The sequence below is a fragment of the Xanthomonas sp. MUS 060 genome (assembly GCF_000963215.1).
Lineage (GTDB): Bacteria > Pseudomonadota > Gammaproteobacteria > Xanthomonadales > Xanthomonadaceae > Xanthomonas_A.
Genome location: NZ_JZIM01000017.1, coordinates 1 through 24,291, shown reverse-complemented (window position 1 = coordinate 24,291; position 24,291 = coordinate 1). Strand labels below are relative to the sequence as shown.

The window sequence follows — 24,291 nt, the reverse complement described above, 5'->3', positions numbered from 1 at the left end:
ATTGCAGCCACTGCATCGGCGATACGGTTTACGTCGATAATGTCCTCATGAGCATTCGAGAACTGACGCCGCGACAGGCCCATGCACGCGTTGCGCAGGGCGCGCGGCTGATCGATATCCGCGAGGAACACGAGCGTGCCTCGGGCATGGCCGAAGGTGCCCTTGGTGTGGCCCGTGCGCAGTTGCAGGCCGATCCGGCCGCCTATGTCGATAGAAGCGCCGAGATCCTGCTGATCTGTCAAAGCGGCAGACGTTCGCAGGAAACCGCGGCGTTCCTGCAACAGCTTGGCTATTCCCAGGTCGCCTCGGTGTTGGGCGGCACCACTGGCTGGCAGCGCGAAGGCTTGCCGCTGCAACGTCCGGCGCTCGCGCCGGAGCAGCAGGACTTCCTGGAGCGCTATGCGCGCCACCTGTGCCTACCCGAGGTCGGCATCGACGGCCAGCGGCGGCTACAGGTTGCACGGGTGCTGCTGGTCGGTGCCGGTGGGCTGGGCTCTCCGGCCGGTGTCTATCTGGCCGCGGCCGGCGTTGGGCACCTGCGCATCGCCGACGATGACGTGGTCGAGCGCAGCAATCTGCAGCGCCAAATCCTGCATAGCGACGCGCAGATCGGGCAACCCAAAGTGGACTCGGCGGCAACGGCGTTGGCCGCGCTGAACCCGGCTGTGCAGGTGGAGGCGGTGCGGGAGCGGGTCACGGCGGACAACGTCGAACGCCTGTTGCAGGAGGTGGACGTGGTGCTGGATGGCTCGGACAATTTTCCCGCACGCTACCTGCTCAACGATGCTTGCGTGAAGTTGGGCAAGCCGCTGGTGTACGGCGCGGTCCAGCGTTTCGAGGGTCAGGTCAGCGTGTTCGATGCTGGCCGTCAGCGTGGTCTGGCACCATGCTACCGCTGCCTGTTCCCGGAACCGCCAGCGCCGGAATTCGCGCCCAACTGCGCCGAGGCCGGCGTGCTGGGTGTGCTGCCCGGTATCGTTGGCTTGTTGCAGGCCAACGAGGTGTTGAAACTGTTGCTTGGCATCGGCGAGCCGCTGAGTGGACGCCTGCTGCATGTCGACGCGTTGGCAATGCGCTTCCGCGAGACCCGTCTGGCCGCCGATCCGCATTGTCGGCTATGCGCGCCGGGACGGCCTTTCCCAGGTTATATCGATTACGCGCAGTTCTGCGGCGCACCGCACTGAGGGTGCTATCACAGCCGGCGATGGCTTCCGGGGATGCCCTGGATTGATTTGTCAACCATGCCGACGTTGCGCCTCGGCGAAAGCGGCCAGTTGTTCCGGTGTCGCTTCGGCCTGGTACTGCGCTTTCCAATCGGCGAACGGCATACCGTAAACGCGCTCGCGTGCCTGCTCCTTGCTCAGTATCTGGCCTTCGGTCGCTGCCGCCTCGCGGTACCAGTCGGCCAGACAGTTGCGACAGAAGCCGGCCAGGATCATCAGGTCGATATTCTGCACGTCGGTGCGGTCTTGATTCAGGTGCTGCAACAAGCGACGGAATGCGGCGGCCTCGATGCGGGTGGTGTCGGTCATGATGGAATCGGGGACAATGGGCGTCCCCCGACTCTACACCCGCTCGCCCCGATGACCGACTCTGCGCCTGTCTCCCCCGTTCCGGCCCGCATTCTCGACGGGCGGCGCATCGCTGAAGATTTGCTCGATGAACTGAAAACACGGGTCGATGCCCGGTTGGTGGCAGGGCAGCCAAGGCCCGGTTTGGCGGTGGTGTTGGTCGGCGGCGATCCGGCCTCCACCGTATATGTGCGCAACAAGCGGCGCGCGGCAGAGAAAGTCGGCATCGAGGCGTTCGATTACGACCTGCCGGCGGGCACTGGCGAGGCCGAGTTGCTGGCGTTGATCGATCAGCTCAATGCCGATCCCAAGATCCACGGAATTTTGGTGCAGTTGCCGCTCCCAGGCATTGCCGATGCGAGTCGGTTGATCCACCGGATCGACCCGCGCAAGGATGTGGATGGTTTCCATCCGCAGAACGTCGGCCACCTGGCACTGCGCGAGTTCGGCCTGCGACCCTGTACCCCGCGCGGCATCGTCACCTTGCTGGCGCACACCGATCAGCCGGTGCGTGGCCGCAACGCGACCATCGTCGGGGTCAGCAATCACGTTGGCCGGCCGATGGCGCTGGAACTGCTGATCGCCGGTTGCACGGTCAATTGCTGCCACAAGTTCACCCCGGCGCACGTGCTGCAGGCGCACGTGCGCGATGCCGACATCCTGGTGGTGGCGGTGGGTCGGCCTGGGCTGATCCCGGGCGATTGGATCAAACCCGGTGCGGTGGTAATCGATGTCGGCATCAACCGCCTGGACGATGGTCGCCTGGTCGGCGACGTCGGCTTCGAGGCGGCGGCGCAGCGTGCTAGCTGGATCACCCCGGTGCCTGGCGGAGTGGGGCCGATGACGGTGGCGACGCTGATGCAGAACACCATCGAGGCGGCGGACGCGGCCTTGCTTCGCTGAGCCGCGGCGCGCGGCAGCGGCGCGGCGTGCGCGGTGGAACGCCGCGTCCCGCATGCCGTTGCATGCGCGCATAGCTTCACGCGATTTTTCGGGCTAAAATGTCGCGCTTCCCCACATTTGCGGTCCGCCGATGCTGCGCATCCAGGCTGAAGCTCTTACCTACGACGACGTTTCGCTCGTCCCCTCTCATTCGACCGTGCTGCCCAAGGATGTCAGCCTGGAAACCCGGCTGACACGCGAGCTGCGCCTGAAACTACCGATCCTATCGGCGGCGATGGATACAGTGACCGAGCACCGTCTCGCGGTGGCCATGGCGCAGCTCGGCGGCATCGGCATCATCCACAAGAACCTGACACCGGCGCAGCAGGCGGCCGAAGTGGCCAAGGTCAAGAAGTTCGAAGCGGGCGTGATCACCGAACCGTTCACCGTCGGCCCGGAAACCACCATCGGCGAAGTGCTGAAACTGACCCGCGCACGCAACATCTCCGGCGTGCCGGTGGTGGACGGCAGTGGATTGGTCGGCATCGTCACCAGCCGCGACATGCGTTTCGAGAAGAAACTCGACGATCCGGTCCGCCACATCATGACCAAGAAGGATCGCCTGATCACCGTGCGCGAAGGCGCCAGCGACGAGGAAGTGCTGCAATTGCTGCACCGCCATCGCATCGAGAAGATTCTGGTGGTCAACGACAGTTTCCAACTGCGCGGCCTGATCACGGTCAAGGACATCCAGAAGAAGACCGACAACCCCAATGCCGCCAAGGATGCGTCCACGCGTCTGCTTGTCGGTGCGGCGGTGGGCGTTGGCGGCGACACCGAGCAGCGCGTGGAACTGCTCGCCGCAGCGGGTGTGGATGTGGTCATCGTCGATACCGCGCACGGCCACGCCCAGGGCGTGATCGACCGCGTGGCCTGGGTCAAGAAAAGCTACCCGCAGTTGCAGGTGATCGGCGGCAACATCGTGACCGGCGACGCCGCGCTGGCATTGATGGACGCCGGTGCCGACGCGGTCAAGGTCGGCGTGGGGCCAGGGTCGATTTGCACCACGCGTGTGGTTGCCGGTGTGGGCGTGCCGCAGATCACCGCCATCGACATGGTCGCCGAGGCGCTGCAGGACCGCATCCCGCTGATCGCCGACGGCGGTATCCGGTATTCCGGCGACATCGGTAAGGCGCTGGTGGCCGGGGCCTCCACGGTGATGGTGGGTGGCCTGTTCGCTGGCACCGAGGAAGCCCCGGGCGAGGTCGAACTGTTCCAGGGTCGCAGCTACAAGAGCTATCGAGGTATGGGCAGCTTGGGCGCGATGGAGAAGGGCAGCAAGGACCGCTACTTCCAGGATGCTTCCGATGCCGACAAGCTGGTGCCGGAAGGCATCGAAGGCCGTGTGCCGTACCGTGGCCCGCTCAGCGGCATCATCCACCAATTGGTCGGCGGCCTACGCGCGACCATGGGATATGTCGGCTGCGCGACGATCGAGGAGATGCGCACCAAGCCCAAGTTCGTCACCATCACCGGTGCCGGCCAGCGCGAAAGCCACGTCCACGACGTGCAGATCACCAAGGAACCGCCGAACTACCGTATGGGCTGAATGCCGCGACTCGGGACTCGGAACTCGAGACGTTGGCATCACCTTCGAACGGCGGGGCAGGAAGCAATTTCTCCTCGCCGTTTTTTCATCGTCACAGCGCTAGCGGATCGCAGGAGCCCGAGTCCCGCATCCCACTCCGAGTCCCGATGACCAACATTCACAGCGACAAGATCCTCATTCTCGATTTCGGCGCGCAGTACACCCAACTGATCGCGCGGCGCATCCGCGAACTTGGCGTGTATTGCGAGATATGGGCCTGGGATCACGACCCGGCCGAGATCGCCGGCTTCGGTGCCAAGGGCATCATCCTTTCCGGTGGCCCGGAGTCGACCACCTTGCCGGGCGCGCCGGTCGCGCCGCAGGAAGTGTTCGATAGCGGCTTGCCGCTGCTGGGCATCTGCTATGGCATGCAGACAATGGCCGCGCAGCTCGGCGGGTCCACCGAGGCCGCCGATCAGCGCGAATTCGGTCATGCCGAAGTGGACGTGGTCGCGCCCGATGCCTTGTTTTCCGGCTTGACCGATCACCCAGGCAGTGCGCGTCTGAACGTATGGATGAGCCACGGCGACCACGTCGCCAACGTGCCGCCAGGCTTCACCATCACCGCCATGACCGACCGCATCCCGATTGCGGCCATGGCCAACGAGGCCAAGCGCTGGTACGGCGTGCAGTTCCATCCTGAGGTCACCCACACCCTGCAAGGCCAGACCCTGCTGCGTCGCTTCGTGGTGGACGTGTGCGGCTGCGCGACGCTGTGGACTGCGGCCAATATCATCGACGACCAGATCGCGCGAGTACGCGCGCTGGTCGGTGGCGACGAGGTGATCCTGGGCTTGTCCGGCGGGGTCGATTCCTCCGTGGTCGCCGCACTGCTGCATAAGGCCATCGGCGATAAACTCACCTGCGTCTTCGTCGATACCGGCCTGTTGCGCTGGCAGGAAGGCGACCAGGTGATGGCGATGTTCGCCGAGCACATGGGCGTCAGCGTCATTCGCGTCAATGCCGCCGAGCGCTACTTCAAAGCACTTGTCGGGGTCAGCGACCCGGAAGCCAAACGCAAAATCATCGGCAACCTGTTCGTGGACATCTTCGACGAAGAGAAGCGAACAAGCTGCGCAACGCCAAGTGGTTGGCACAGGGCACCATCTACCCGGATGTGATCGAGTCCGCCGGCAGCAAGACCGGCAAGGCCCACGTGATCAAGAGCCACCACAACGTCGGCGGTTTGCCAGAGCACATGAAGCTGGGCCTGGTCGAGCCGCTGCGCGAACTGTTCAAGGACGAGGTGCGGCGTCTGGGCGTCGAACTCGGTTTGCCGCGGACCATGGTCTACCGTCATCCGTTCCCCGGCCCAGGCCTGGGCGTGCGCATCCTGGGCGAAGTGAAGCCCGAATACGCCGAACTGTTGGCCAAGGCCGACGCCATTTTCATCGACGAACTGCGCAAAGCGGATCTATACGACAAGACCAGTCAGGCGTTCGCGGTATTCCTGCCGGTGAAATCAGTGGGTGTCGTGGGCGACGCCCGCGCTTACGAATGGGTGATCGCACTGCGCGCGGTGGAGACCATCGACTTCATGACCGCGCACTGGGCGCATCTGCCTTACGACTTCCTGGGCACGGTGAGTAACCGCATCATCAACGAATTACGCGGTGTCTCGCGGGTGGTCTACGACATTTCGGGCAAGCCGCCAGCGACGATCGAGTGGGAGTGATTGGGCCTGTCGAAGAAGTCGTAAGCCAAGGAAAATGCGCGTGCGATGCCCCGCTTCAATGAATGATGCTGGGACATTCGGGCCTAGTCGGAAAAGTGGCTGTCAGGTCTATCCTGTCCATGTGCATGTAGATCTCACCACGCGATCGATTGCGACAGCCGATTCGGTCGTGCGGGAAATTCTGCAAGCGAACAAGCTGCGCAACGCCAAGTGGTTGGCACAGGGCACCATCTACCCGGATGTGATCGAGTCCGCCGGCAGCAAGACCGGCAAGGCCCACGTGATCAAGAGCCACCACAACGTCGGCGGTTTGCCAGAGCACATGAAGCTGGGCCTGGTCGAGCCGCTGCGCGAACTGTTCAAGGACGAGGTGCGGCGTCTGGGCGTCGAACTCGGTTTGCCGCGGACCATGGTCTACCGTCATCCGTTCCCCGGCCCAGGCCTGGGCGTGCGCATCCTGGGCGAAGTGAAGCCCGAATACGCCGAACTGTTGGCCAAGGCCGACGCCATTTTCATCGACGAACTGCGCAAAGCGGATCTATACGACAAGACCAGTCAGGCGTTCGCGGTATTCCTGCCGGTGAAATCAGTGGGTGTCGTGGGCGACGCCCGCGCTTACGAATGGGTGATCGCACTGCGCGCGGTGGAGACCATCGACTTCATGACCGCGCACTGGGCGCATCTGCCTTACGACTTCCTGGGCACGGTGAGTAACCGCATCATCAACGAATTACGCGGTGTCTCGCGGGTGGTCTACGACATTTCGGGCAAGCCGCCAGCGACGATCGAGTGGGAGTGATTGGGCCTGTCGAAGAAGTCGTAAGCCAAGGAAAATGCGCGTGCGATGCCCCGCTTCAATGAATGATGCTGGGACATTCGGGCCTAGTCGGAAAAGTGGCTGTCAGGTCTATCCTGTCCATGTGCATGTAGATCTCACCACGCGATCGATTGCGACAGCCGATTCGGTCGTGCGGGAAATTCTGCAAAAAAGCTTGCGTGGGGCAGGGGTGGTCGTTAATATTCCGCTCCTCGCAGCATGTGGGGCCATAGCTCAGCTGGGAGAGCGCTTGCATGGCATGCAAGAGGTCGCCGGTTCGATCCCGGCTGGCTCCACCAACTTTTCGGACATAGGCCGTCCGCAAAGCGACATCGTTATCAGCGTCCCCATCGTCTAGAGGCCTAGGACATCACCCTTTCACGGTGGCGACCGGGGTTCGAATCCCCGTGGGGACGCCATTTTTCGAGCATGATGCGCGCGCAAGTTCAGTCCCATCGAACTGCGTGATCCGTCTGTTTTGTACATCGGTGAAAAGTCGGGTATGATTCCGCTTCTGCCAGTCCCAATGGGGCCATAGCTCAGCTGGGAGAGCGCTTGCATGGCATGCAAGAGGTCGCCGGTTCGATCCCGGCTGGCTCCACCAACTTTTCGGACATAGGCCGTCCGCAAAGAAAGCGACATCGTTATCAGCGTCCCCATCGTCTAGAGGCCTAGGACATCACCCTTTCACGGTGGCGACCGGGGTTCGAATCCCCGTGGGGACGCCACTTTTCAATACACACCCGGCAATGCCGGGTGTGTTTTTTTGTGTGCGGCGCAGTGGCCGCGCAGAGCGATACATCCGCATACCTCGCTCGCTGTTGGAGTCGGTGCCCGGCATCGGCAGGGCAGCCGTCCGATGCGGCGCGTCTGCGGCGACGCGCTGCAAGATGGGCTTTGTGCAGTTGCGCGTGCTGCGCATCAACCAGAACAGCTCAGCATTGAGATGTTCAGCCTGCCGTAGCCTGTTCACGCCGAAGTCCTGACGTCAGTGACTTCGCGTTGAGCATGCCGCGAGAACAGCAGCTCGTACAACACCGGGATCACACCCAAGGTCACCAGCGTCCCCAGCGCCAGACCGCCGATCATGGTGATGGCCATGCCGGTCCACAGTGGTCCGGCGAACAGCATCAGTGGGATCAGGCCGACAATGCAGGTGAGCTTGGTCATGACGATCGGGCGCAGGCGTTTGAGTGCCGCAGCGATCACCGCCTCGTGCCGGCTGCGGCCATCAGCCAGTTCCGCCTCGATACATTCGAGTAGCAGCACCGCGTTGTTGACGATGATGCCGGCCAGCGCAAGCAGTCCGAAAGTGGCCATGAAGCCGAACGGATAGCCTGTCACCAGCAGAGCGATGGTGGCGCCGATCAACACGAACGGGATGCTGGCGATGACGATGAACAATTTGCGGAACGAATTGAATTGCCAGATGAACAGCAGCAGGATCGCGCCCAACGCATGCGGCATGTATTGCAAGAGGGCCTGGTTGGCTTCGGCGGCTTCCTCCAGTTCTCCGCCCATTTCGATGCGGTAGCCTGGTGGTAGATGCAGCGACGCCACTTTGTCGGCCAATGCGGCGACTATCTGCTCGGTGGTGAGTTGCCGATTGCGTCCGGTGACGGTAATCGCGCGGCTCAGGTTGCGGCGCATCATCGTCGAAGGCTCCGAGCTCAGTTGGATGTCGGCGATCGATGCCAACGGCAGCGGTGTGCCACCGGACTGCGGGTAGATCAGGGTCGTGCCGGGATCCCGATCGCGTTCGCGTTCTTCGGAGTCGCCGCGCAGCAGGATCGGCACATTGGTCCCGTCGTCGTGAATCACCGAGGCGTCCATGCCGCTGTAGCGCAACTGCAGTGCCTGAGCGATGTCCTCGCTGCTGACGCCAGCACGCCGCGCCTTGGCCTGGTCCACCTGCACATCGTAGCGCGGGATACGGCTGTCCCAGTCGTCGCTCACGTCAACGGTCCCCGGTAGCGAGCGCAACGCCTGCGCGATGCCGGCGGCGAGGCGACGCAACTGCGCCTCGTCCGGGCCGATCACGCGATACATCGCGACGCCCGATTCGGTCGAACCCAGTGAAAAACGCTTAGGATCGGCACGCACCGTTGGATATTGCTGACGCAGATGCCGTTGGACCTTGGCGATCAGCGCATCGACGTCAGTGCCTGGCAACACGCTGATGGTGAAGTAGGCGATGTTGGCTGCCGGCAACGGAGGATTCAGTCCAAGCACGATGCGCGGACCGCCGTCGGCGACGTAGCCGATGCTGTCCACGATTTGCGGGTTCTGTTTGCGATCAGCCAGCCACTGGCTGATCGATTGCACGGTACGCAGCGTCTGTCGCGCATCGCTGCCTGGCTGCAGGGTCACCGGCATCTGGAATTGCAGGCGGTCGGAATTGGGCAAAAAGCTGTAGGGGATCGATGCCAATACCGCAACGGCCAGCGTCAGCAACGCCAGCATGCCGCCGAGAAACAGTGCCTTGTGCGCCAGCAATGCTTGGATGATGCGCCGATACACACGGTACGGTGCCGAGCCGTAGGTTTCGCCATGGGCAGTGGCATGCGGTCGTGCGAAATACATGCACAACAGCGGCGTGATGGTGATGCTGAGTAACCACGAGCCGAGCAGCGTCACCGCCAGCACGATTGCCAGCGAGCGCATGTATTCGTTGGTGCTGGTCTGACCGAAGAAGAACGGCGAGAACGCCAGTACGATCACCAGCGAGGACGTCAGCAATGGAATCGCCAGGCTCCGTCCGGCGGCCTCGCAGGCTTCGCGGCGGGGTTCTCCCGCAGCCAGACGCCGTTCAATGTCCTCGGCGATGACGATGCCGTTATCCACCAGCAGGCCGAGCGCCAGGATGATCGCGGCGATGGACACGGTCTGCAGTTCTACATCCAGCATACGCATCACGATCAGCGCGCCGAGGATGGTCAGCGGTACGATCGCGCCGACGATCAGGCCAGTACGCCAGCCCAGGAACAGCATCACCACCGCCATCACGATGGCGATGGTTTCGCCCATGACGTGGTGCATCTTGCCCATTTCGCGCTCGACTACGTCGGCCTGGAAGGTGACGACATGCTGGGAAAATCCCACTGGCAGCCGTTTGGCGGTCTCCTCTAGCTTGAGCCGTAAAGCTTTGCCAACATCGGCGACGTTGTTGCCGGGTGTCATCGAGACCGCCACCACCACCGCTGGCTGCCCTTGATAGATCGCGCCAGCTTCGGGTGGATCCACCGGCATCAGTTCGATCTTCGCCAACTGCGCCAGCGGGATCTGACGTAGGCCGTTGGTGCCTTGCGTGGCGATCAGGGTTTTGCGCAGATCATCGAGGTCGCGCACTTCGCCGGAGGTGGTGACGGTCATGGCCAATCCGGACGCGGCGACCAGGCCACCGCCGGTGACCACGTTCTGCGCACGTAACTGCTGCGCCACCGTGGCAGGGGTCAGGCCGGCTTCGCCGAGACGGGTACGGTCGAATGCAACGTAGACGCGTTCCTCCCGCAGGCCGTGGAAGGTGACGCGGTCCACGCCAGGCACGGTGTACAGCTGCGCGCGCAGTTGTCGCAATGGCCCGAGCATCTCGGCGCCGCTGAAGCCTGGCGCGGTGATGGCGATCGACGCGATGGCGACGCGGCCGAAATCGTCGTCCACCAGCGGCCCCTGTGTGTCTTGCGGCAACTCCGCTCCAGCCTGGGCCGCCTTGCTACGCACGCGTTGCCACAGCGCCGGCAGGTCCTTGACGCTGTCCTGCGCGGTCACTTGCACGATCGCGCTGCCAGGGTGAATGGTGGTGACGATTTTCTTCAGTCCGTTGATTTCGCGTAGCCGTTCCTCGATCGGCCGCGCCAGCAGGTTCTCCACACGTTCGCTGGACATGCCAGGAAAACCGACCTGCACGATAGCCTCGCGCACGGTCACGCTGGGTTCTTCCTGCGAGGGGAAACCGAGAAAAGTGATGATGCCGCCGATCAGGATCAGTGCCGCGCTGAACATCGCCAGACGGTGCGAATTGAGAGTGGCGCGGGTCAGGTTCATGGCGTGGCGCTTGTGCTGAGACGGGTGGTGGGATGGAAGGGGAGGACGGCCTGGCCGTCGTTAAGAAATGCGGCGCCGGTGGCGACGATGTATTCGCCTGCACGCAGGCCAGCGAGGATTTGCACGCGTTCGCCCTCGATGCGGCCCGTGTCGACCTGACGCCGATGCACAGTCCGATTGTCTCGGCGATACACGAAGAGCGTCATCTTCTGATTCGTCATGCTCGGAATCAGTGCACTGAGCGGAACGCTCGGCGGTTGCACGGAGGCAGTGGCGGGCAGTGCCAGCAACAGGATTTCGCCGCTATGCAGTTGCATCATAGCGGAGGCACTATCGAACAGCGCTTGCACGGTGTCGCCGCCCTCCACACGCGTGGAGACGCTGCGTAACCGCAACGGTAACGCTTGCGTAGGCGCGGTGCTACGGTAAGCGGTGATCGCCTGACCTGGTTGCAGCATCGCTGCGCGCGCCGCAGGTAATGCGGCCACGACTTGCGCATGGTCTTGACCATCCACTTGCAGCACGCTCTGGCCGGCACTGACGATTGCATCTGGCTGCTGCAAGCGGCTCACCACGCTACCGTCGAACGGTGCGCGCAACTCCGATTGGCGCACCGCGCGGCGCGCCAGCGCCAACTCAGACTGTGCGCTGCGCACCCGTGCCTGAGCCGCAGCGAAGCTGCTCTTGGCCGCGGTCAGAGTGGCTGCCGAAGTAGCGCCGTCGTCGAACATCGCTTGCTGTTGAGCGAGTTGGGTCTGCTGCTGGTGCAGATCGGCGCTGGCGATGCCGACGTTGGCCTCGGCTTGTTGCAAGCGTAGCCGGTTCGGCTCCGGATCCAGGCGTGCCAGGACCTGACCGGCATGCACCTGGTCGCCGATATCCACGGCGATGTCGGCGATGCGGCCGCCGCCCTCGAAACCGAGTTCGGCCCGCTGTTGCTGACGTACCTGTGCCACGAAGCGTTCGCTGCCCTGATCAACGCCACTGGCGACGATTTCCAATTTGACCGAGCGCGGCGCATCGACCACCGGTGTTGTGTCCTGGCTGCAGCCTGACAGCGACAGCACGACCAGCGGCAGCAACAGGGTGATAAGAAGGATGTGACGTGATTTCATGGTCGGCAGTGTCCTGGTCACGATCAGCGGGTATAGGTCATGGTCGCGCCGATGCTGGCGAAGGCGCGGCGTTGCACGACGGGGCTGCCGTCGGCCGTGCCGACATAGCGCGTGGCGTTGAGCAGCAGCGAAACGGTCCAGTGCTTGGAGAGCGTGTGGTCCCAGTCGGCACCGACCGAATAGGCATATATTCCCGCATCGGCACGGTATGGCCGGAAGTTGCTGGCCGCGCTCTGCGCGGCATCGACACCGAAATAGGACTGGTTGAAACGGCGGTCGCCCAAGTGGGCATTCAGGTCCATGGTGATGTTGTCGGTGGGGCGATGCAGCAGGGTGAACTGGGCACCCGCGCGGTAGCGGTTGCGCCGTGCGTTTTCCTTGAGCGCGAATTCGGCTTCCGCCTCCAGCGCCACGGAAGGTGTGAGTTGTTGCATCACCAGGCTGCGCGCGGTGATTGCACCGGGGACGTCGCCCATACCGGCCAACCGATCCGAGCCGGGGCGCCAAGTACTATTGCGCTGCAGCCGTCCCAGATCGTAGTAAAACGATTGGCTAGCGGAGAAACCGTGCGCATTCTGAAACTGCACACCAGCACCGCGGACACTATCCACGAACACAATACCGCGCTGCAGGGAGAACACCGGCAGGAGTTGGATGTAGTCGTCGGCCGAGCCTGCATAGCGTGGTGTCAGCATGGCACCGGTACCGACGCTCAATTCGGTCTTGTCGCCAAAGAGACTGGCACTGGCATTTGTGGTGTGCGACGGGGTGTCGGCATCGACGGCATGCGCAGATGCGGACAGTGTCAGCATGGCGACGGCCAGCGCCGAAGACAGGACGGAGCAGACAGGATTCATGAGCAACCTCGTGGCGGAGCAGTGGGGATCAGGACGCGTGTGGCAGTTGCACGCCGTAGAACGCGTGGAACAGCGCGATGCGGTTCAGCAGCAGGGCCTGGCGTGATTGCAGTTGCTCCAGTTCGGCTTGCTCGGCCTTGAGCTCGCCGGCGAGCAGGTCGCTGCGGTCTTGCAGGCCTTGCGCCACGCGCTGCCGCATGCGTGCCACGCGCTGGCGTTCGCGCTCGGCATTGGAGCGCTCGTCCTCTGCGCGCTGTTGCAGGACGGGCAGGGCATCGAGCGCGTCGGCGACTTCGCGGAAGGCTGTTTCCACGGCTTTCTCGTAATCGGCGACCGCGCCATCCTTGCGCAGTTGCGCGATGTCCAGATTGGCGCGGTTGCGACCAGCGTCGAAAATCGGCATCAGCAGTTGCGGCATGAAGCTCCAACTGCGGCTGCCAGGCATGAACAGGCCGTTGAGACTGTCGCTGGCGGTACCCAGCGAAGTGCTCAGTTGAATCGATGGAAAGAAGGCGGCGCGCGCCGCGCCGATGTCGGCATTGCGCGCGTGCAGTTCGGCTTCGGCCTGCTGGATATCCGGTCGTTGCAACAACACTTGCGAATCCAGCTCGCGCCATGCCGCAGCGTTGGCGCTGCCCGCCTCTGGCAGGAGCGACTGCAACGTGCCGGTGTTATCTGGCGCGGTGTAGCCGGTCAGCAGTTGCAGCGCACGGCGGGCCGCGGCGTGGTCGCTGCCGGCTTGCAGGGCACGGATCCGAGCTTGATCGCACTCATGGCGTTGCTGGTTCAGCGTGTCGGTGGAGAGTAGCCCGACCTCGTGCTGTCGGTTGGCAATCGCCTGCAGCGCGCTCGTGTGCTCGGCGCTTGCCTGTAGGCGCTGCTCAGCCTGCGCGGCGGCGCGCTCGACGGTATAGGCCCGCAGTACTTCGGCGATCAGCGCGCCGCGCGCGGCTTGTTGACCTTGGCGCGAGGCCAGATAGCGCTGCTGTGCGGCGGCCGACAGCGAGGCCAGCTTACCGAACAGATCCAGTTCGAAGCCATTCACACCCACCGCAGTGGTGAACAGCTTCTGTCCGTAGCGTTCCTGGGTTGCCGGGTTATCGTAGCTGTGTCGCACGCCCTGTGCGTTGATGCCCAGTTGCGGCAGTTGCTGCGCACGCTCGATGCGGTACTGCGCCCGCGCCTGCTGAACCAGCAGCACGCTGTTGCGAAAGTCGGGCGAGTGTGCCAAGGCTTGGGTCACCAGCGGTGTCAGATCGTGCTGTGGGGAGAAGGCATGCACGAACTGCTGTTCTTCCTGGTTCAGCGCGGCCACGGCGGTCGTGGCGGTATCGTGGCCGGCTGCGGCCACCGCTGTGGATGCGCCCAGCGTGGGCGGCAGAGCTGTTTGCGGACGCTGGTAGACCGGTGTCAAGGAGCAGCCTCCCAACGCGATGGCGAGCACGCAGAGCAGGGGGCTGGCATGACGACGGCGGTGGATGCGGGGCGTTAGAATCATGAGGGTTGGTCTGGTATCCAATCTTGGCCCTCAGTATCGGCGGGCATGTTCAAGCCGATTTTTAGGAATTTTCAAGATTCCATGAAGGGGTCCATTTCATGCATGCAAAGAAGATCTTGCTGGTCGAAGACGATGCGGACAGCGCCAGCATCCTCGAGGCCTACCTGCGCCGGGATGGTTTCGACGTTGCGGTGGCCGAGGATGGCCAGAAGGCGGTGGCGCTGCATGCGCAGTGGAAGCCGGATTTGGTCCTGCTGGACATCATGTTGCCCATACTCGGCGGTACCGAGGTGCTGTCCACGATCCGCCGCAGCAGCGATACGCCAGTGATCATGGTCACTGCGATGGGCGATGAGCCGGAAAAGCTCGGCGCGCTGCGTTACGGTGCCGACGACTATGTGGTCAAGCCATACAGCCCCAAAAATCGGCATCAGCAGTTGCGGCATGAAGCTCCAACTGCGGCTGCCAGGCATGAACAGGCCGTTGAGACTGTCGCTGGCGGTACCCAGCGAAGTGCTCAGTTGAATCGATGGAAAGAAGGCGGCGCGCGCCGCGCCGATGTCGGCATTGCGCGCGTGCAGTTCGGCTTCGGCCTGCTGGATATCCGGTCGTTGCAACAACACTTGCGAATCCAGCTCGCGCCATGCCGCAGCGTTGGCGCTGCCCGCCTCTGGCAGGAGCGACTGCAACGTGCCGGTGTTATCTGGCGCGGTGTAGCCGGTCAGCAGTTGCAGCGCACGGCGGGCCGCGGCGTGGTCGCTGCCGGCTTGCAGGGCACGGATCCGAGCTTGATCGCACTCATGGCGTTGCTGGTTCAGCGTGTCGGTGGAGAGTAGCCCGACCTCGTGCTGTCGGTTGGCAATCGCCTGCAGCGCGCTCGTGTGCTCGGCGCTTGCCTGTAGGCGCTGCTCAGCCTGCGCGGCGGCGCGCTCGACGGTATAGGCCCGCAGTACTTCGGCGATCAGCGCGCCGCGCGCGGCTTGTTGACCTTGGCGCGAGGCCAGATAGCGCTGCTGTGCGGCGGCCGACAGCGAGGCCAGCTTACCGAACAGATCCAGTTCGAAGCCATTCACACCCACCGCAGTGGTGAACAGCTTCTGTCCGTAGCGTTCCTGGGTTGCCGGGTTATCGTAGCTGTGTCGCACGCCCTGTGCGTTGATGCCCAGTTGCGGCAGTTGCTGCGCACGCTCGATGCGGTACTGCGCCCGCGCCTGCTGAACCAGCAGCACGCTGTTGCGAAAGTCGGGCGAGTGTGCCAAGGCTTGGGTCACCAGCGGTGTCAGATCGTGCTGTGGGGAGAAGGCATGCACGAACTGCTGTTCTTCCTGGTTCAGCGCGGCCACGGCGGTCGTGGCGGTATCGTGGCCGGCTGCGGCCACCGCTGTGGATGCGCCCAGCGTGGGCGGCAGAGCTGTTTGCGGACGCTGGTAGACCGGTGTCAAGGAGCAGCCTCCCAACGCGATGGCGAGCACGCAGAGCAGGGGGCTGGCATGACGACGGCGGTGGATGCGGGGCGTTAGAATCATGAGGGTTGGTCTGGTATCCAATCTTGGCCCTCAGTATCGGCGGGCATGTTCAAGCCGATTTTTAGGAATTTTCAAGATTCCATGAAGGGGTCCATTTCATGCATGCAAAGAAGATCTTGCTGGTCGAAGACGATGCGGACAGCGCCAGCATCCTCGAGGCCTACCTGCGCCGGGATGGTTTCGACGTTGCGGTGGCCGAGGATGGCCAGAAGGCGGTGGCGCTGCATGCGCAGTGGAAGCCGGATTTGGTCCTGCTGGACATCATGTTGCCCATACTCGGCGGTACCGAGGTGCTGTCCACGATCCGCCGCAGCAGCGATACGCCAGTGATCATGGTCACTGCGATGGGCGATGAGCCGGAAAAGCTCGGCGCGCTGCGTTACGGTGCCGACGACTATGTGGTCAAGCCATACAGCCCCAAAGAGAAGTCGTGGCAAGGGTCTACGCCGTGCTGCGTCGCACGGGATCGGCACGAGGCAAAGAAGAAGAGCTGTTGCGCCACGACCGGCTCAGCGTCGATACGGCTGCGGTGCGGGCCACGGTGCGCGATGGTCAGGGCCGCGAATCGCCGCTGGAACTGACGCCGACCGAGTTCAATCTCCTGGCGACGCTGATGAAGACCCCGTTCAAAGCGTTCACCCGCAGCGAATTGCTGGAAATCTGCCTGCCAGACAGCGATGCCCTGGAGCGTGTGGTGGACGCGCACGTGCATAACCTACGCAAGAAATTGGAGCAGGAGGGGATTCATGGCCTGCTGATAACCGTGCGCGCAATCGGCTATCGCTTCCAATGATGTGGCCATTTTGCCGTCGCACCGCCCACGCGCCGCTGTGGCAATGGGTAGGGCTGCGCATGAGTGCTTTGGCGGTGTTGACGATCGTGGTGATCGCGTTGGGGATGGTGCTGCGCTTCGCGATCTGGGATTTCTCCACCCTACATCGGTTGCCGCCGCAGGTACGGCAGGAAATGCTGCTATTGCGCGAGGATCCGCACAGTAACGCGCAACGCCTATGGCAACTGTTCGAAACTTATTACGACGTGGTCGATTTCCTGCCCGGATTGGCCAGTCGCGACTGGTGGTTATTGGCGCAGATGGTGCTGGCTTCGATCCCGGTGATCGTGATCTGCGGGCTGATCGCATCGCGCCCATTGTCGCGACAGTTCTCCAACGTGGCCGAGGCCGCACGACGTATCCGCGATGGCGATTTCGCCGCGCGCGCTAGCGTAGTGCCGGGTGCGCCCGATGAACTGGCCGGCTTGGCCATGGATTTCAACAGTATGACCGCGCAACTGCAGCAATACGAACGCGAAGTGCGCGACTCAAGCGCAATGCTGGCGCATGAGTTACGCACTCCGCTCAACGCCGCAATGGGGCGGATACAGGGCATGCTCGATGACGTATTCCCTAGCAGTCCGGAACAGTTATCCATGGTGCAGCGCCAGTTAGAGCAGATCAATCGCCTGGTCGGCGATCTGCACTTGCTGTCGATGGCCAGAGCAAACCAGTTGTTACTGGAGCCGCAGTGCTTCCCGCTCGGCGCACTGGTGCGCGAACGCATCGCCTGGGTGGCACAGCCGCTGCAGGAAGCCGGGATGGAGGTACACCTGTGTATTCCCGAACAGTTGAGCATGCATGCCGATCGCGACCGCCTCGGTCAGGTTCTGTCAGTGCTGATCGACAACGCGCTGCGCTATGCCGTCGCCGGCAAGCAATTGTCGATCCAGGGACAGTCCGAGAATGGCGATGTGCTGATTTGTATCGCCGACCGTGGTCCTGGGGTCGCGCCGGAGGTCCTGTCACGGATGCTGGATCGCTTCTGGCGTGCCGACGATTCGCGTGCTCGCCATTCGGGCGGTAGTGGCCTGGGTTTGTCCATTGCCGCAGCGATCTGCCAAGCACATGGCGGCATCCTCGAATTCGCCAACCGCGATGGTGGTGGGTTGTGCGCACGGGTGCGTCTGCCTCAGGTGCCATAAGCAGACGCTGCAAGTATTAGGGTGCCTGACCGAAGGCATGTATCTAAAGATCCTCGCCAGGTCGTCTTCGGCTTCGCGCAGCCAGCCAAAGGCGCTTCTTCACGTTCAATTTGCTTGCCGTGAGGCCTTTGATTCCGAGCCCCTGCACACCTCGAAATTGATAGAGGCGAGTGTCTCTGATACAGCCGACGTCCCCCCAAGTTTTAACAGCAATGTCGCTATTGTTGTAACAATTGGTTTGTACAATGAAGTTTGATTTTGGAAAAAATAAAATTCGTAAAATTTCATTCTGAAAATTCAATGATTTTTATAAGGTGCACACCGTTTTTGGCTGAAGTTTCGCTCGTAACAAGCAATCAAATGATTATTTGAAAGTAAAATTTTCCATCTCGCACTTTGGGCCTGCATTTAATCGAAATGCAATTCATTTGAAATAATTATTTAATTCCAATAAATGTAAAATTTAAAGCAATATTTTATTTAATTGTCGAATCCAATGATTTTTTTCTAGTGTTCGGAATGGCATTTCATGCTGGATGTTAGCGCTGTTGCATCTCGTTAAATCCAAGTTGGTTTTCGGTTGATATCGAATTTTCCGAATCCTGAATCGGTGTGATCCAAGAGGTGCTTGCGATGGATGATGGTTGCAGTATTCGAAAAGGCACAAACGACGAGATCTGGTTGCCCTTGTCGGAAAATCAGCGTGCATTGTGGTTTTTGTATAAGCTCCAGCCAGAGTTGCAAGGGACTTACAATATAAGTTTCTTTGCGCGAATTTTTGGCGAGGTCAATCTTCATCTATTGAATCAGGCGCTTGCAGAGCTAGCAAATCGTCATGCGATGCTGCGGACTCGTTTCCGTGAGTTCAACTCGGAGCCTGAACAAAGGAGTGAGCCTTTTGTCAACGTGCAGCTCCGAGTAGTCGAGGTTTCTGGTTTTGATCCATCCTCTCTTGAGGCGCTAGTAAAAAAGGATAGTTTACGCTCTTTCGATGTCACAGTCGCTCCACTGTTTAGAGTTGATCTTTATCAGGTTGGTTTGCGAGAGAGTGTTTTTTTGATGACATTCAATCATCTTATCGCGGATGGTTGGTCATTTTGGCGCCTGATCGAAGAGCTGGGAAATATTTTGGGTGAAATGGGTGGGGTAGCGCCATCGAGCCGATATATTCCCTCTGATCGCGAGCCTGAGCTTAGTTATTCGGATTACGTAATATGGCAGCGTGATTGGCTGAATGGCAAGGACGGCCGTAGGCAATTTTCATATTGGCAGAAGCTGCTTGCAGATGACTATCCATGCCTGAATTTGCCGACGCGTGCGCCATCTTTCTTGTTGCCCACCACATGCCGGGATTTTATATCGTTTAACCTGGATGCAGCGTTATCCATTGAGTTGAATGAGCTGGCGCGACGCACTGGTTCATCGCTCTATGTGGTGATTCTGACTGCTTATTTTGTTCTTCTTCGCCGGCTTACGGGGCAGAATGCTTTTCATGTTGGTTCTTCTATGCCGGCTAGGAGGGGTCGGAAATGGGCTGAAGTTGCAGGAACGTTCTTTAATCAGGTTGTCTTAAGCGCTAGTTTTAATTCTGACCTTACGGTTGCTGAATTGCTAGGAATGGTGCGTAGTCGTGTCAGAGGAGCAATGGGAAATCAGGATTTCCCATTTTCCGAGCTCGTGGCGAGACTCAATCCTCCTCGCGAGAGAAATCGTTCGCCATTTTTCCAAACGATGTTTGTTTTTCAGGATGCGCGTGGCTCTTCTGATGCCTTGAACATTCTGGCTGGTGGCGAAGATCATGTATCTGTACCTTGGGGAGGCTTGCATCTTGCTCATTTCTGTCATCCCCCGATGGCCGGTGCTGCAGCGCTTGACCTTATCCTGGAGGCGGTCAAATGCGGGGAAAAGATATTTTTCGTTTTGGATTTTAATTCCTCGCTTTTCGAGCGTTCGACGCTGGAGCGTTGGATGGGGCATTGGCGGCATCTGTTGGCTGCGATGGTCGCCGAGGGTGCGGAACATCAGGCAGTAGATCGTCTTCCGTTGCTGGACGATGCCGAGCGCCATCAGGTGTTGATGCNCGCTGACCTATGGCGAGTTGAACGCACGCGCCAACCGTCTGGCGCATTACCTGCGCGAGTTGGGCGTATGCCCGGATGATCGTGTGGCGATCTGCGTGCAGCGTAGTGTGGAGATGGTGGTGGCGGTGCTTGCGGTGCTGAAGGCGGGCGGTGCCTATGTGCCGCTGGATCCGGCCTATATGTGCCGCTGGATCCGGCCTATCCGCCGGAGCGGCTGGCCTATATGCAGTCAGATTGCGGTGCAGTGGTGATGTTGACGGATACCGCGAGCCGCCACTTGGTCGAGCATCCGACTGCTTCAACGGTGGTCGTCGATCTGCAAGCCGACGGCCAGCGCTGGGCACACCTGCCCGCCCGACAGTAATCCGGATCGCACCACCGTGACAGTAATCCGGATCGCACCACCGTTGGTCTGACCTCGCGGCATCTGGCGTATGTGATCTACACGTCCGGATCGACCGGTATGCCGAAGGGTGCGATGAACGAGCGAACATCGCGGCGTCGTCAATCGTCTCGTGTGGATGCAAAAAGCCTACACGCTGGATCGATCCGAGGTTGTTTTACACAAAAAACACCGATGAGCTTCGATGTCTCGGTCTGGGAACTGTTCTGGCCGCTGCCTGCTGAGCGGTGCGCGGATGCAGTTGACCGAATCAGAAGGCCACAAAGATCCGGTGTATCTGAAGACGTTGATCCGCGATACGCAAGTCACCTGAGCGGTGCGCGGATGCAGTTGACCGAATCAGAAGGCCACAAAGATCCGGTGTATCTGAAGACGTTGATCCGCGATACGCAAGTCACCACGTTGCATTTCTTTCGTGCCGTCGATGCTGCGGGCATGTGCCGTCGATGCTGCGGGCATTTGTTTGTCGCGAGCATGGCGATCATGATCCGTATTCCTGGGTCAAGCGGGTTATTTGTAGTGGCGAAGCCTTGCCGGCAGCACTTGCAGAGCGTGCCCAGGTAGTTTTTCCATCAGCCGAAATTTTCAATCTTTATGGGCCGACAGAAGCGGCAGTGGATGTTACGGCCTGGCGTTACTGCGCCGAGTCGGAAAACACCGGGATCCTGCCGATTGGTAAACACCGGGATCCTGCCGATTGGTCGTGCGTGCGATTGCGAACACGCAGATCTATATCCTCGACGATGTACAAGGCGCACCGGTTCCGATTGGTGGGGTGGTGGGCGAGTTGTACATTGGCGGCGATGGCGTGGGGCGTGGGTATCTGAATCGAGAGGACCTGAGCGCCACACGCTTCCTCGCCGATCCATTTAGTACCGATCCGACGGCGCGGATGTATCGCAGTGGCGATCTGGGTCGCTGGCGTGCCGATGGCGCGATTGAGTTTTGTGGGACGTAACGATCATCAGGTCAAGATCCGTGGTTTCCGCATTGAATTGGGTGAAATCGAGGCGCGACTGAGTGCGCATGCGGATGTGCGCGAGTGCGTTGTCATCGCGCTTGATGATCTGGCGCGTACCGAAAAACGGCTGGTGGCGTATTGGGTCGCTGCCGAGGATGCGACGTCCGAGAGCATCGGTCCAGAGGTTTTACGCAGTTGGCTGTCGAATCTTCTGCCGGATTACATGGTGCCGGCGGCCTATGTGCACTTGGATCGTCTGCCGCTGACCCCGAATGGCAAGCTGGATCGTAAGGCATTACCAGTACCTGATGGTGAAGCCTATGCCGCGTGTGGCTATGAAGTGCCGCAGGGCGCGATCGAACAAGCCATTGCCGCGATCTGGCGCGATCTACTGAGTCTGGAAACCATCGGACGGCATGACAACTTCTTCGCTCTCGGTGGACATTCGTTGTTGGCGGTGCGGGTCGCTTCGCGTTTGCGTCAGGAATTGGGTGTGGAGATTGGCGTAGCGGACCTGTTCGTGCATGCCACGCTTGAGCAGCTTGCCGTGTGTGTGGAGTCCTCCCAAAAGACTGTCCTTTCACAGATCGTGCCGCTGGCGCACGATGCACCGCGCGTTCTGTCGTTTGCTCAGCAACGTCTCTGGTTCCTGTCGCAATTTGAGTGCATCAGTCAGGCGTATCACATTAGTGGCGGCTTACGCTTACGCGGGTTGCTGGATACACAGGCGCTGCGTCGTGCCCTGGATCGCATCGTGGCCCGGCATGCGTCGTTGCGCACGACGTTCGCGCTGGTCGATGGGCAGACGTTGCAGCAGGTTGCCGCTGAAGACAGTGGCTTTCATCTGATCGATCACGATCTGCGCGGTGTTTTGGATCGTGAGCGGGAGCTGGAACAGTTATTGACCGAGCAGGCACAAGTGCCGTTCGCGTTGGAGCACGGTCCGTTGATCCGTGGCTGGCTGATACGCCTTGCCGATGACGAGTGCGTTCTCTTCATCAGCATGCACCACATCGTCTCGGACGGGTGGTCGATGGCGATTTTGATCGATGAGCTGAGCGTGTTGTATCGGGCTTTTGCACGTGGCGAAGCCGATCCGCTGGCGCCGTTGCCGATCCAATACGCCGACTATGCAAGCTGGCAGCGGCAATGGCTGGTGGGCGAGTTATTGCAGCAGCAGGCCGACTATTGGCGTGAGGCACTGTCCGGTGCGCCGGTGTTGCTGGAATTGCCGACGGATCGTCCGCGTCCTGCACGGCAAGATCATGCCGGCGCGATGTTGGATGTGGTCGTCGATCCGCAGCAGGCACAGGCGCTGAAGGCGCTGAGTCAGCGGCATGGCCTGACGCTATATATGACGTTACTCGCCAGTTGGGCGCTATTGCTATCGCGTCTGTCCGGGCAGAACGATGTGGTAATCGGTAGTCCAGTGGCCAATCGAGGTCGCTCCGAGACCGAACGGCTGATCGGGTTCTTCGTCAACACGCTGGCGTTGCGGGTGGAGTTGTCCGGCTCACCGACGCTGGCGCAATTGCTGGCGTCGGTAAAGGAGCGTGCGCTGCAGGCGCAGGCACATCAAGACATTCCGTTCGAGCAGGTCGTCGAACTGGTTCAACCGCCGCGTAGTCTGGCGCATACGCCGCTGTGTCAGGTGATGTTCGCCTGGCAGAACACGCCGCAGGGTGTGCTGGATCTTGGTGAGATCGAGACGAGCGAAATTGGCGTTGCGCGGACAAGTGCGCATTTCGACCTGTCGTTGTCGTTGGAGGAGAGTGAGAATGAGATCGTCGGCAATCTGACCTATGCCACAGCGTTGTTCGAGCGTTCGACGCTGGAGCGTTGGATGGGCCATTGGCGTCGTCTGTTGGATGCGATGGTCGCCGATGGCGCTGAAGATCAGCCTGTTGAGTGTTTGCCGCTGCTAGACGAGGCCGAGTGTCATCAACTACTGACACAGTGGAATGCAACGGCGGTGGATTATCCACGCGATGCCTGTGTGCACGAACTGTTCGAGGCACAGGTGGCGGGAACGCCATCGGCCATCGCGGTGGTGCAGGGTGAGGTGGCGCTGACGTATAGCGAGTTGAACGCACGAGCCAATCGTCTGGCGCATTACCTGCGCGAGTTGGGTGTGCGCTCGGACGAGCGGGTGGCGATCTGCGTGCAGCGCAGTGCAGAGATGGTGGTGGCGCTGTTGGCGGTGCTGAAGGCCGGTGGTGCCTATGTGCCGCTGGACCCGGCCTATCCACCAGAGCGATTGGCTTACATACGTGCCGATTGTGGCGCGGTGGCGGTGTTGACGGATACCGCGAGCCGTCCCCTTGTCGAAGAGCGGACAGCTTCGGCCGTGATCGTCGATGTGCAAGCCGATGCCGAACGCTGGCAGCATCTATCGGATCGCAATCTCGACCGCCACGCCACTGGTCTGACTGCGCGGCATCTGGCGTATGTGATCTACACGTCCGGATCCACCGGTATGCCCAAGGGCGTGATGATCGAGCACCGCAATCTGTGCAACTACGCATTGGATACGGTGAGGTTGTTCGCAGTGACGCAGTCCGAATCTGGCGTATGTGATCTACACGTCCGGATCCACCGGTATGCCCAAGGGCGTGATGATCGAGCACCGCAATCTGTGCAACTACGCATTGGATACGGTGAGGTTGTTCGCAGTGACGCAGTCCGATCGCTCATGTCTTGCAACAGAATTCGATCAGCTTCGATCTTTCGGTCGAAGAAATCTTCCCTGCCTTGCTCGGCGGGGCTGCACTTGTTCTGGCCCCCTCGATATTTGGTTCTGTGGATCATGGCTGCGCAGAGATATCTGCACACCCACGGGCAACGGTCGTGCATTTGACAATGGCGCATTGGCATAGCCTTGTCGGCGCATGGAAGCAATCGCCAGAGCTGGCACGGACACAACTGCATTCGATCTTTCGGTCGAAGAAATCTTCCCTGCCTTGCTCGGCGGGGCTGCACTTGTTCTGGCCCCCTCGATATTTGGTTCTGTGGATCATGGCTGCGCAGAGATATCTGCACACCCACGGGCAACGGTCGTGCATTTGACAATGGCGCATTGGCATAGCCTTGTCGGCGCATGGAAGCAATCGCCAGAGCTGGCACGGACACAACTGCAAGGCGTGCGGCTTCTCAATGTGACTGGAGATGCGATATCTCCGCAGAAGTTGAGGGAGTGGTATGCGTTCAGGCCTCACAACATCGAGGTTGTCAATACC

The 24,291-nt window shown here is 61.0% G+C and carries 14 protein-coding genes, 4 tRNA genes and 6 pseudogenes; 18 read left to right on the top strand and 6 right to left on the bottom strand.

Annotated elements, in window-relative coordinates; all coding sequences use genetic code 11:
- Positions 1–14 precede the first annotated feature (14 nt).
- Positions 15–1,184 (top strand): molybdopterin-synthase adenylyltransferase MoeB, encoded by a 1,170-nt coding sequence (gene moeB, locus XANALMUS060_RS13660; protein WP_255352378.1) that lies wholly within the window; start codon positions 15–17, stop codon positions 1,182–1,184.
- Between the two features lie 51 nt (positions 1,185–1,235).
- Here the strand turns inward: moeB and XANALMUS060_RS13655 are convergent, their stop codons facing one another.
- Positions 1,236–1,532 (bottom strand): DUF1244 domain-containing protein, encoded by a 297-nt coding sequence (locus XANALMUS060_RS13655; RefSeq protein WP_045738897.1) that lies wholly within the window; start codon positions 1,530–1,532, stop codon positions 1,236–1,238.
- Positions 1,533–1,583: 51 nt separating this feature from the next.
- Here XANALMUS060_RS13655 and folD point away from each other — a divergent pair, with 51 nt between their 5' ends.
- From folD to XANALMUS060_RS13615, 8 genes and pseudogenes are all read left to right on the top strand, one after another.
- On the top strand, positions 1,584–2,474 hold the full coding sequence (gene folD / locus XANALMUS060_RS13650) for a bifunctional methylenetetrahydrofolate dehydrogenase/methenyltetrahydrofolate cyclohydrolase FolD (RefSeq protein ID WP_045738896.1): 891 nt from the start codon (positions 1,584–1,586) through the stop codon (positions 2,472–2,474).
- Positions 2,475–2,604: 130 nt separating this feature from the next.
- Positions 2,605–4,062: an IMP dehydrogenase gene (gene guaB, locus XANALMUS060_RS13645; protein ID WP_045738895.1), complete on the top strand. Its 1,458-nt coding sequence runs from the start codon at positions 2,605–2,607 to the stop codon at positions 4,060–4,062.
- Between the two features lie 146 nt (positions 4,063–4,208).
- Positions 4,209–5,776, top strand: a pseudogene (gene guaA, locus XANALMUS060_RS13640) (glutamine-hydrolyzing GMP synthase).
- A 184-nt stretch (positions 5,777–5,960) separates the two neighbouring features.
- Positions 5,961–6,575 (top strand): annotated as a pseudogene (locus XANALMUS060_RS13635) (GMP synthase (glutamine-hydrolyzing)); the annotation flags it as partial.
- A 241-nt stretch (positions 6,576–6,816) separates the two neighbouring features.
- Positions 6,817–6,892: transfer RNA gene (locus tag XANALMUS060_RS13630), tRNA-Ala, on the top strand.
- Between the two features lie 44 nt (positions 6,893–6,936).
- Positions 6,937–7,012, top strand: a tRNA-Glu gene (locus XANALMUS060_RS13625).
- A 109-nt stretch (positions 7,013–7,121) separates the two neighbouring features.
- Positions 7,122–7,197, top strand: a tRNA-Ala gene (locus XANALMUS060_RS13620).
- A 48-nt stretch (positions 7,198–7,245) separates the two neighbouring features.
- Positions 7,246–7,321, top strand: a tRNA-Glu gene (locus XANALMUS060_RS13615).
- Between the two features lie 241 nt (positions 7,322–7,562).
- Here XANALMUS060_RS13615 and XANALMUS060_RS13610 read toward each other — a convergent pair.
- Genes XANALMUS060_RS13610 through XANALMUS060_RS13595 form a run of 4 tightly spaced genes read right to left on the bottom strand, consistent with a single transcriptional unit; the run spans position 7,563 to position 14,107 of the window.
- The gene (locus XANALMUS060_RS13610) at positions 7,563–10,637 is read right to left on the bottom strand and encodes an efflux RND transporter permease subunit (RefSeq protein ID WP_045738894.1); all 3,075 of its coding nucleotides are present in this window, start codon (positions 10,635–10,637) and stop codon (positions 7,563–7,565) included.
- Positions 10,634–11,761, bottom strand: coding sequence for an efflux RND transporter periplasmic adaptor subunit (locus tag XANALMUS060_RS13605; RefSeq protein WP_200894053.1), 1,128 nt, complete (start codon positions 11,759–11,761; stop codon positions 10,634–10,636). Before XANALMUS060_RS13605 ends, XANALMUS060_RS13610 begins: the two co-directional genes overlap by 4 nt.
- Before the next feature lie 14 nt (positions 11,762–11,775).
- Positions 11,776–12,609 (bottom strand): MipA/OmpV family protein, encoded by an 834-nt coding sequence (locus XANALMUS060_RS13600; RefSeq protein WP_045738892.1) that lies wholly within the window; start codon positions 12,607–12,609, stop codon positions 11,776–11,778.
- A 28-nt stretch (positions 12,610–12,637) separates the two neighbouring features.
- Complete coding sequence (locus XANALMUS060_RS13595; protein WP_045738891.1) at positions 12,638–14,107, bottom strand: efflux transporter outer membrane subunit; 1,470 nt, start codon at positions 14,105–14,107, stop codon at positions 12,638–12,640.
- Positions 14,108–14,205: 98 nt separating this feature from the next.
- Here XANALMUS060_RS13595 and XANALMUS060_RS18765 point away from each other — a divergent pair.
- Positions 14,206–14,529 (top strand): annotated as a pseudogene (locus XANALMUS060_RS18765) (response regulator); the annotation flags it as partial.
- 57 nt (positions 14,530–14,586) lie between these two features.
- On the opposite strand, the pseudogene XANALMUS060_RS13590 reads toward XANALMUS060_RS18765, so the two are convergent.
- Positions 14,587–15,633 (bottom strand): annotated as a pseudogene (locus tag XANALMUS060_RS13590) (TolC family protein); the annotation flags it as partial.
- Between the two features lie 98 nt (positions 15,634–15,731).
- Between XANALMUS060_RS13590 and XANALMUS060_RS13585 the strand changes: the two are divergent.
- The 8 genes and pseudogenes from XANALMUS060_RS13585 to XANALMUS060_RS22135 all read left to right on the top strand — a co-directional run.
- Positions 15,732–16,426 (top strand): annotated as a pseudogene (locus XANALMUS060_RS13585) (response regulator).
- Positions 16,423–17,610 (top strand): ATP-binding protein, encoded by a 1,188-nt coding sequence (locus XANALMUS060_RS13580; RefSeq protein WP_045738890.1) that lies wholly within the window; start codon positions 16,423–16,425, stop codon positions 17,608–17,610. The pseudogene XANALMUS060_RS13585 and the gene XANALMUS060_RS13580 overlap by 4 nt, the downstream one beginning before the upstream one ends.
- Before the next feature lie 612 nt (positions 17,611–18,222).
- The gene (locus XANALMUS060_RS18760) at positions 18,223–19,770 is read left to right on the top strand and encodes a condensation domain-containing protein (RefSeq protein ID WP_082065130.1); all 1,548 of its coding nucleotides are present in this window, start codon (positions 18,223–18,225) and stop codon (positions 19,768–19,770) included.
- A 102-nt stretch (positions 19,771–19,872) separates the two neighbouring features.
- Complete coding sequence (locus XANALMUS060_RS20985) at positions 19,873–20,055, top strand: hypothetical protein (protein ID WP_152640509.1); 183 nt, start codon at positions 19,873–19,875, stop codon at positions 20,053–20,055.
- Between the two features lie 45 nt (positions 20,056–20,100).
- Positions 20,101–20,658 (top strand): annotated as a pseudogene (locus XANALMUS060_RS18755) (AMP-binding protein); the annotation flags it as partial.
- A 139-nt stretch (positions 20,659–20,797) separates the two neighbouring features.
- Positions 20,798–21,052, top strand: coding sequence for an AMP-binding protein (locus tag XANALMUS060_RS22695; protein ID WP_161795419.1), 255 nt, complete (start codon positions 20,798–20,800; stop codon positions 21,050–21,052).
- Complete coding sequence (locus XANALMUS060_RS17570; protein WP_152640507.1) at positions 20,997–23,912, top strand: condensation domain-containing protein; 2,916 nt, start codon at positions 20,997–20,999, stop codon at positions 23,910–23,912. Before XANALMUS060_RS22695 ends, XANALMUS060_RS17570 begins: the two co-directional genes overlap by 56 nt.
- A gap of 31 nt (positions 23,913–23,943) precedes the next feature.
- Positions 23,944–24,291, top strand: a 348-nt coding sequence (locus XANALMUS060_RS22135; RefSeq protein WP_045738889.1) for an AMP-binding protein, incomplete at its 3' end; no start/stop codon positions are given.

Excerpts from the sequence above, each read along its gene's own strand:
- XANALMUS060_RS13610 (WP_045738894.1), bottom strand. The coding sequence starts at position 10,637 with ATGAACCTGACCCGCGCCACTCTCAATTCGCACCGTCTGGCGATGTTC.
- XANALMUS060_RS13600 (WP_045738892.1), bottom strand. The coding sequence starts at position 12,609 with ATGAATCCTGTCTGCTCCGTCCTGTCTTCGGCGCTGGCCGTCGCCATG.
- folD (WP_045738896.1), top strand. The coding sequence starts at position 1,584 with ATGACCGACTCTGCGCCTGTCTCCCCCGTTCCGGCCCGCATTCTCGAC.
- guaB (WP_045738895.1), top strand. The coding sequence starts at position 2,605 with ATGCTGCGCATCCAGGCTGAAGCTCTTACCTACGACGACGTTTCGCTC.
- XANALMUS060_RS13595 (WP_045738891.1), bottom strand. The coding sequence starts at position 14,107 with ATGATTCTAACGCCCCGCATCCACCGCCGTCGTCATGCCAGCCCCCTG.
- XANALMUS060_RS13655 (WP_045738897.1), bottom strand. The coding sequence starts at position 1,532 with ATGACCGACACCACCCGCATCGAGGCCGCCGCATTCCGTCGCTTGTTG.
- XANALMUS060_RS13580 (WP_045738890.1), top strand. The coding sequence starts at position 16,423 with ATGATGTGGCCATTTTGCCGTCGCACCGCCCACGCGCCGCTGTGGCAA.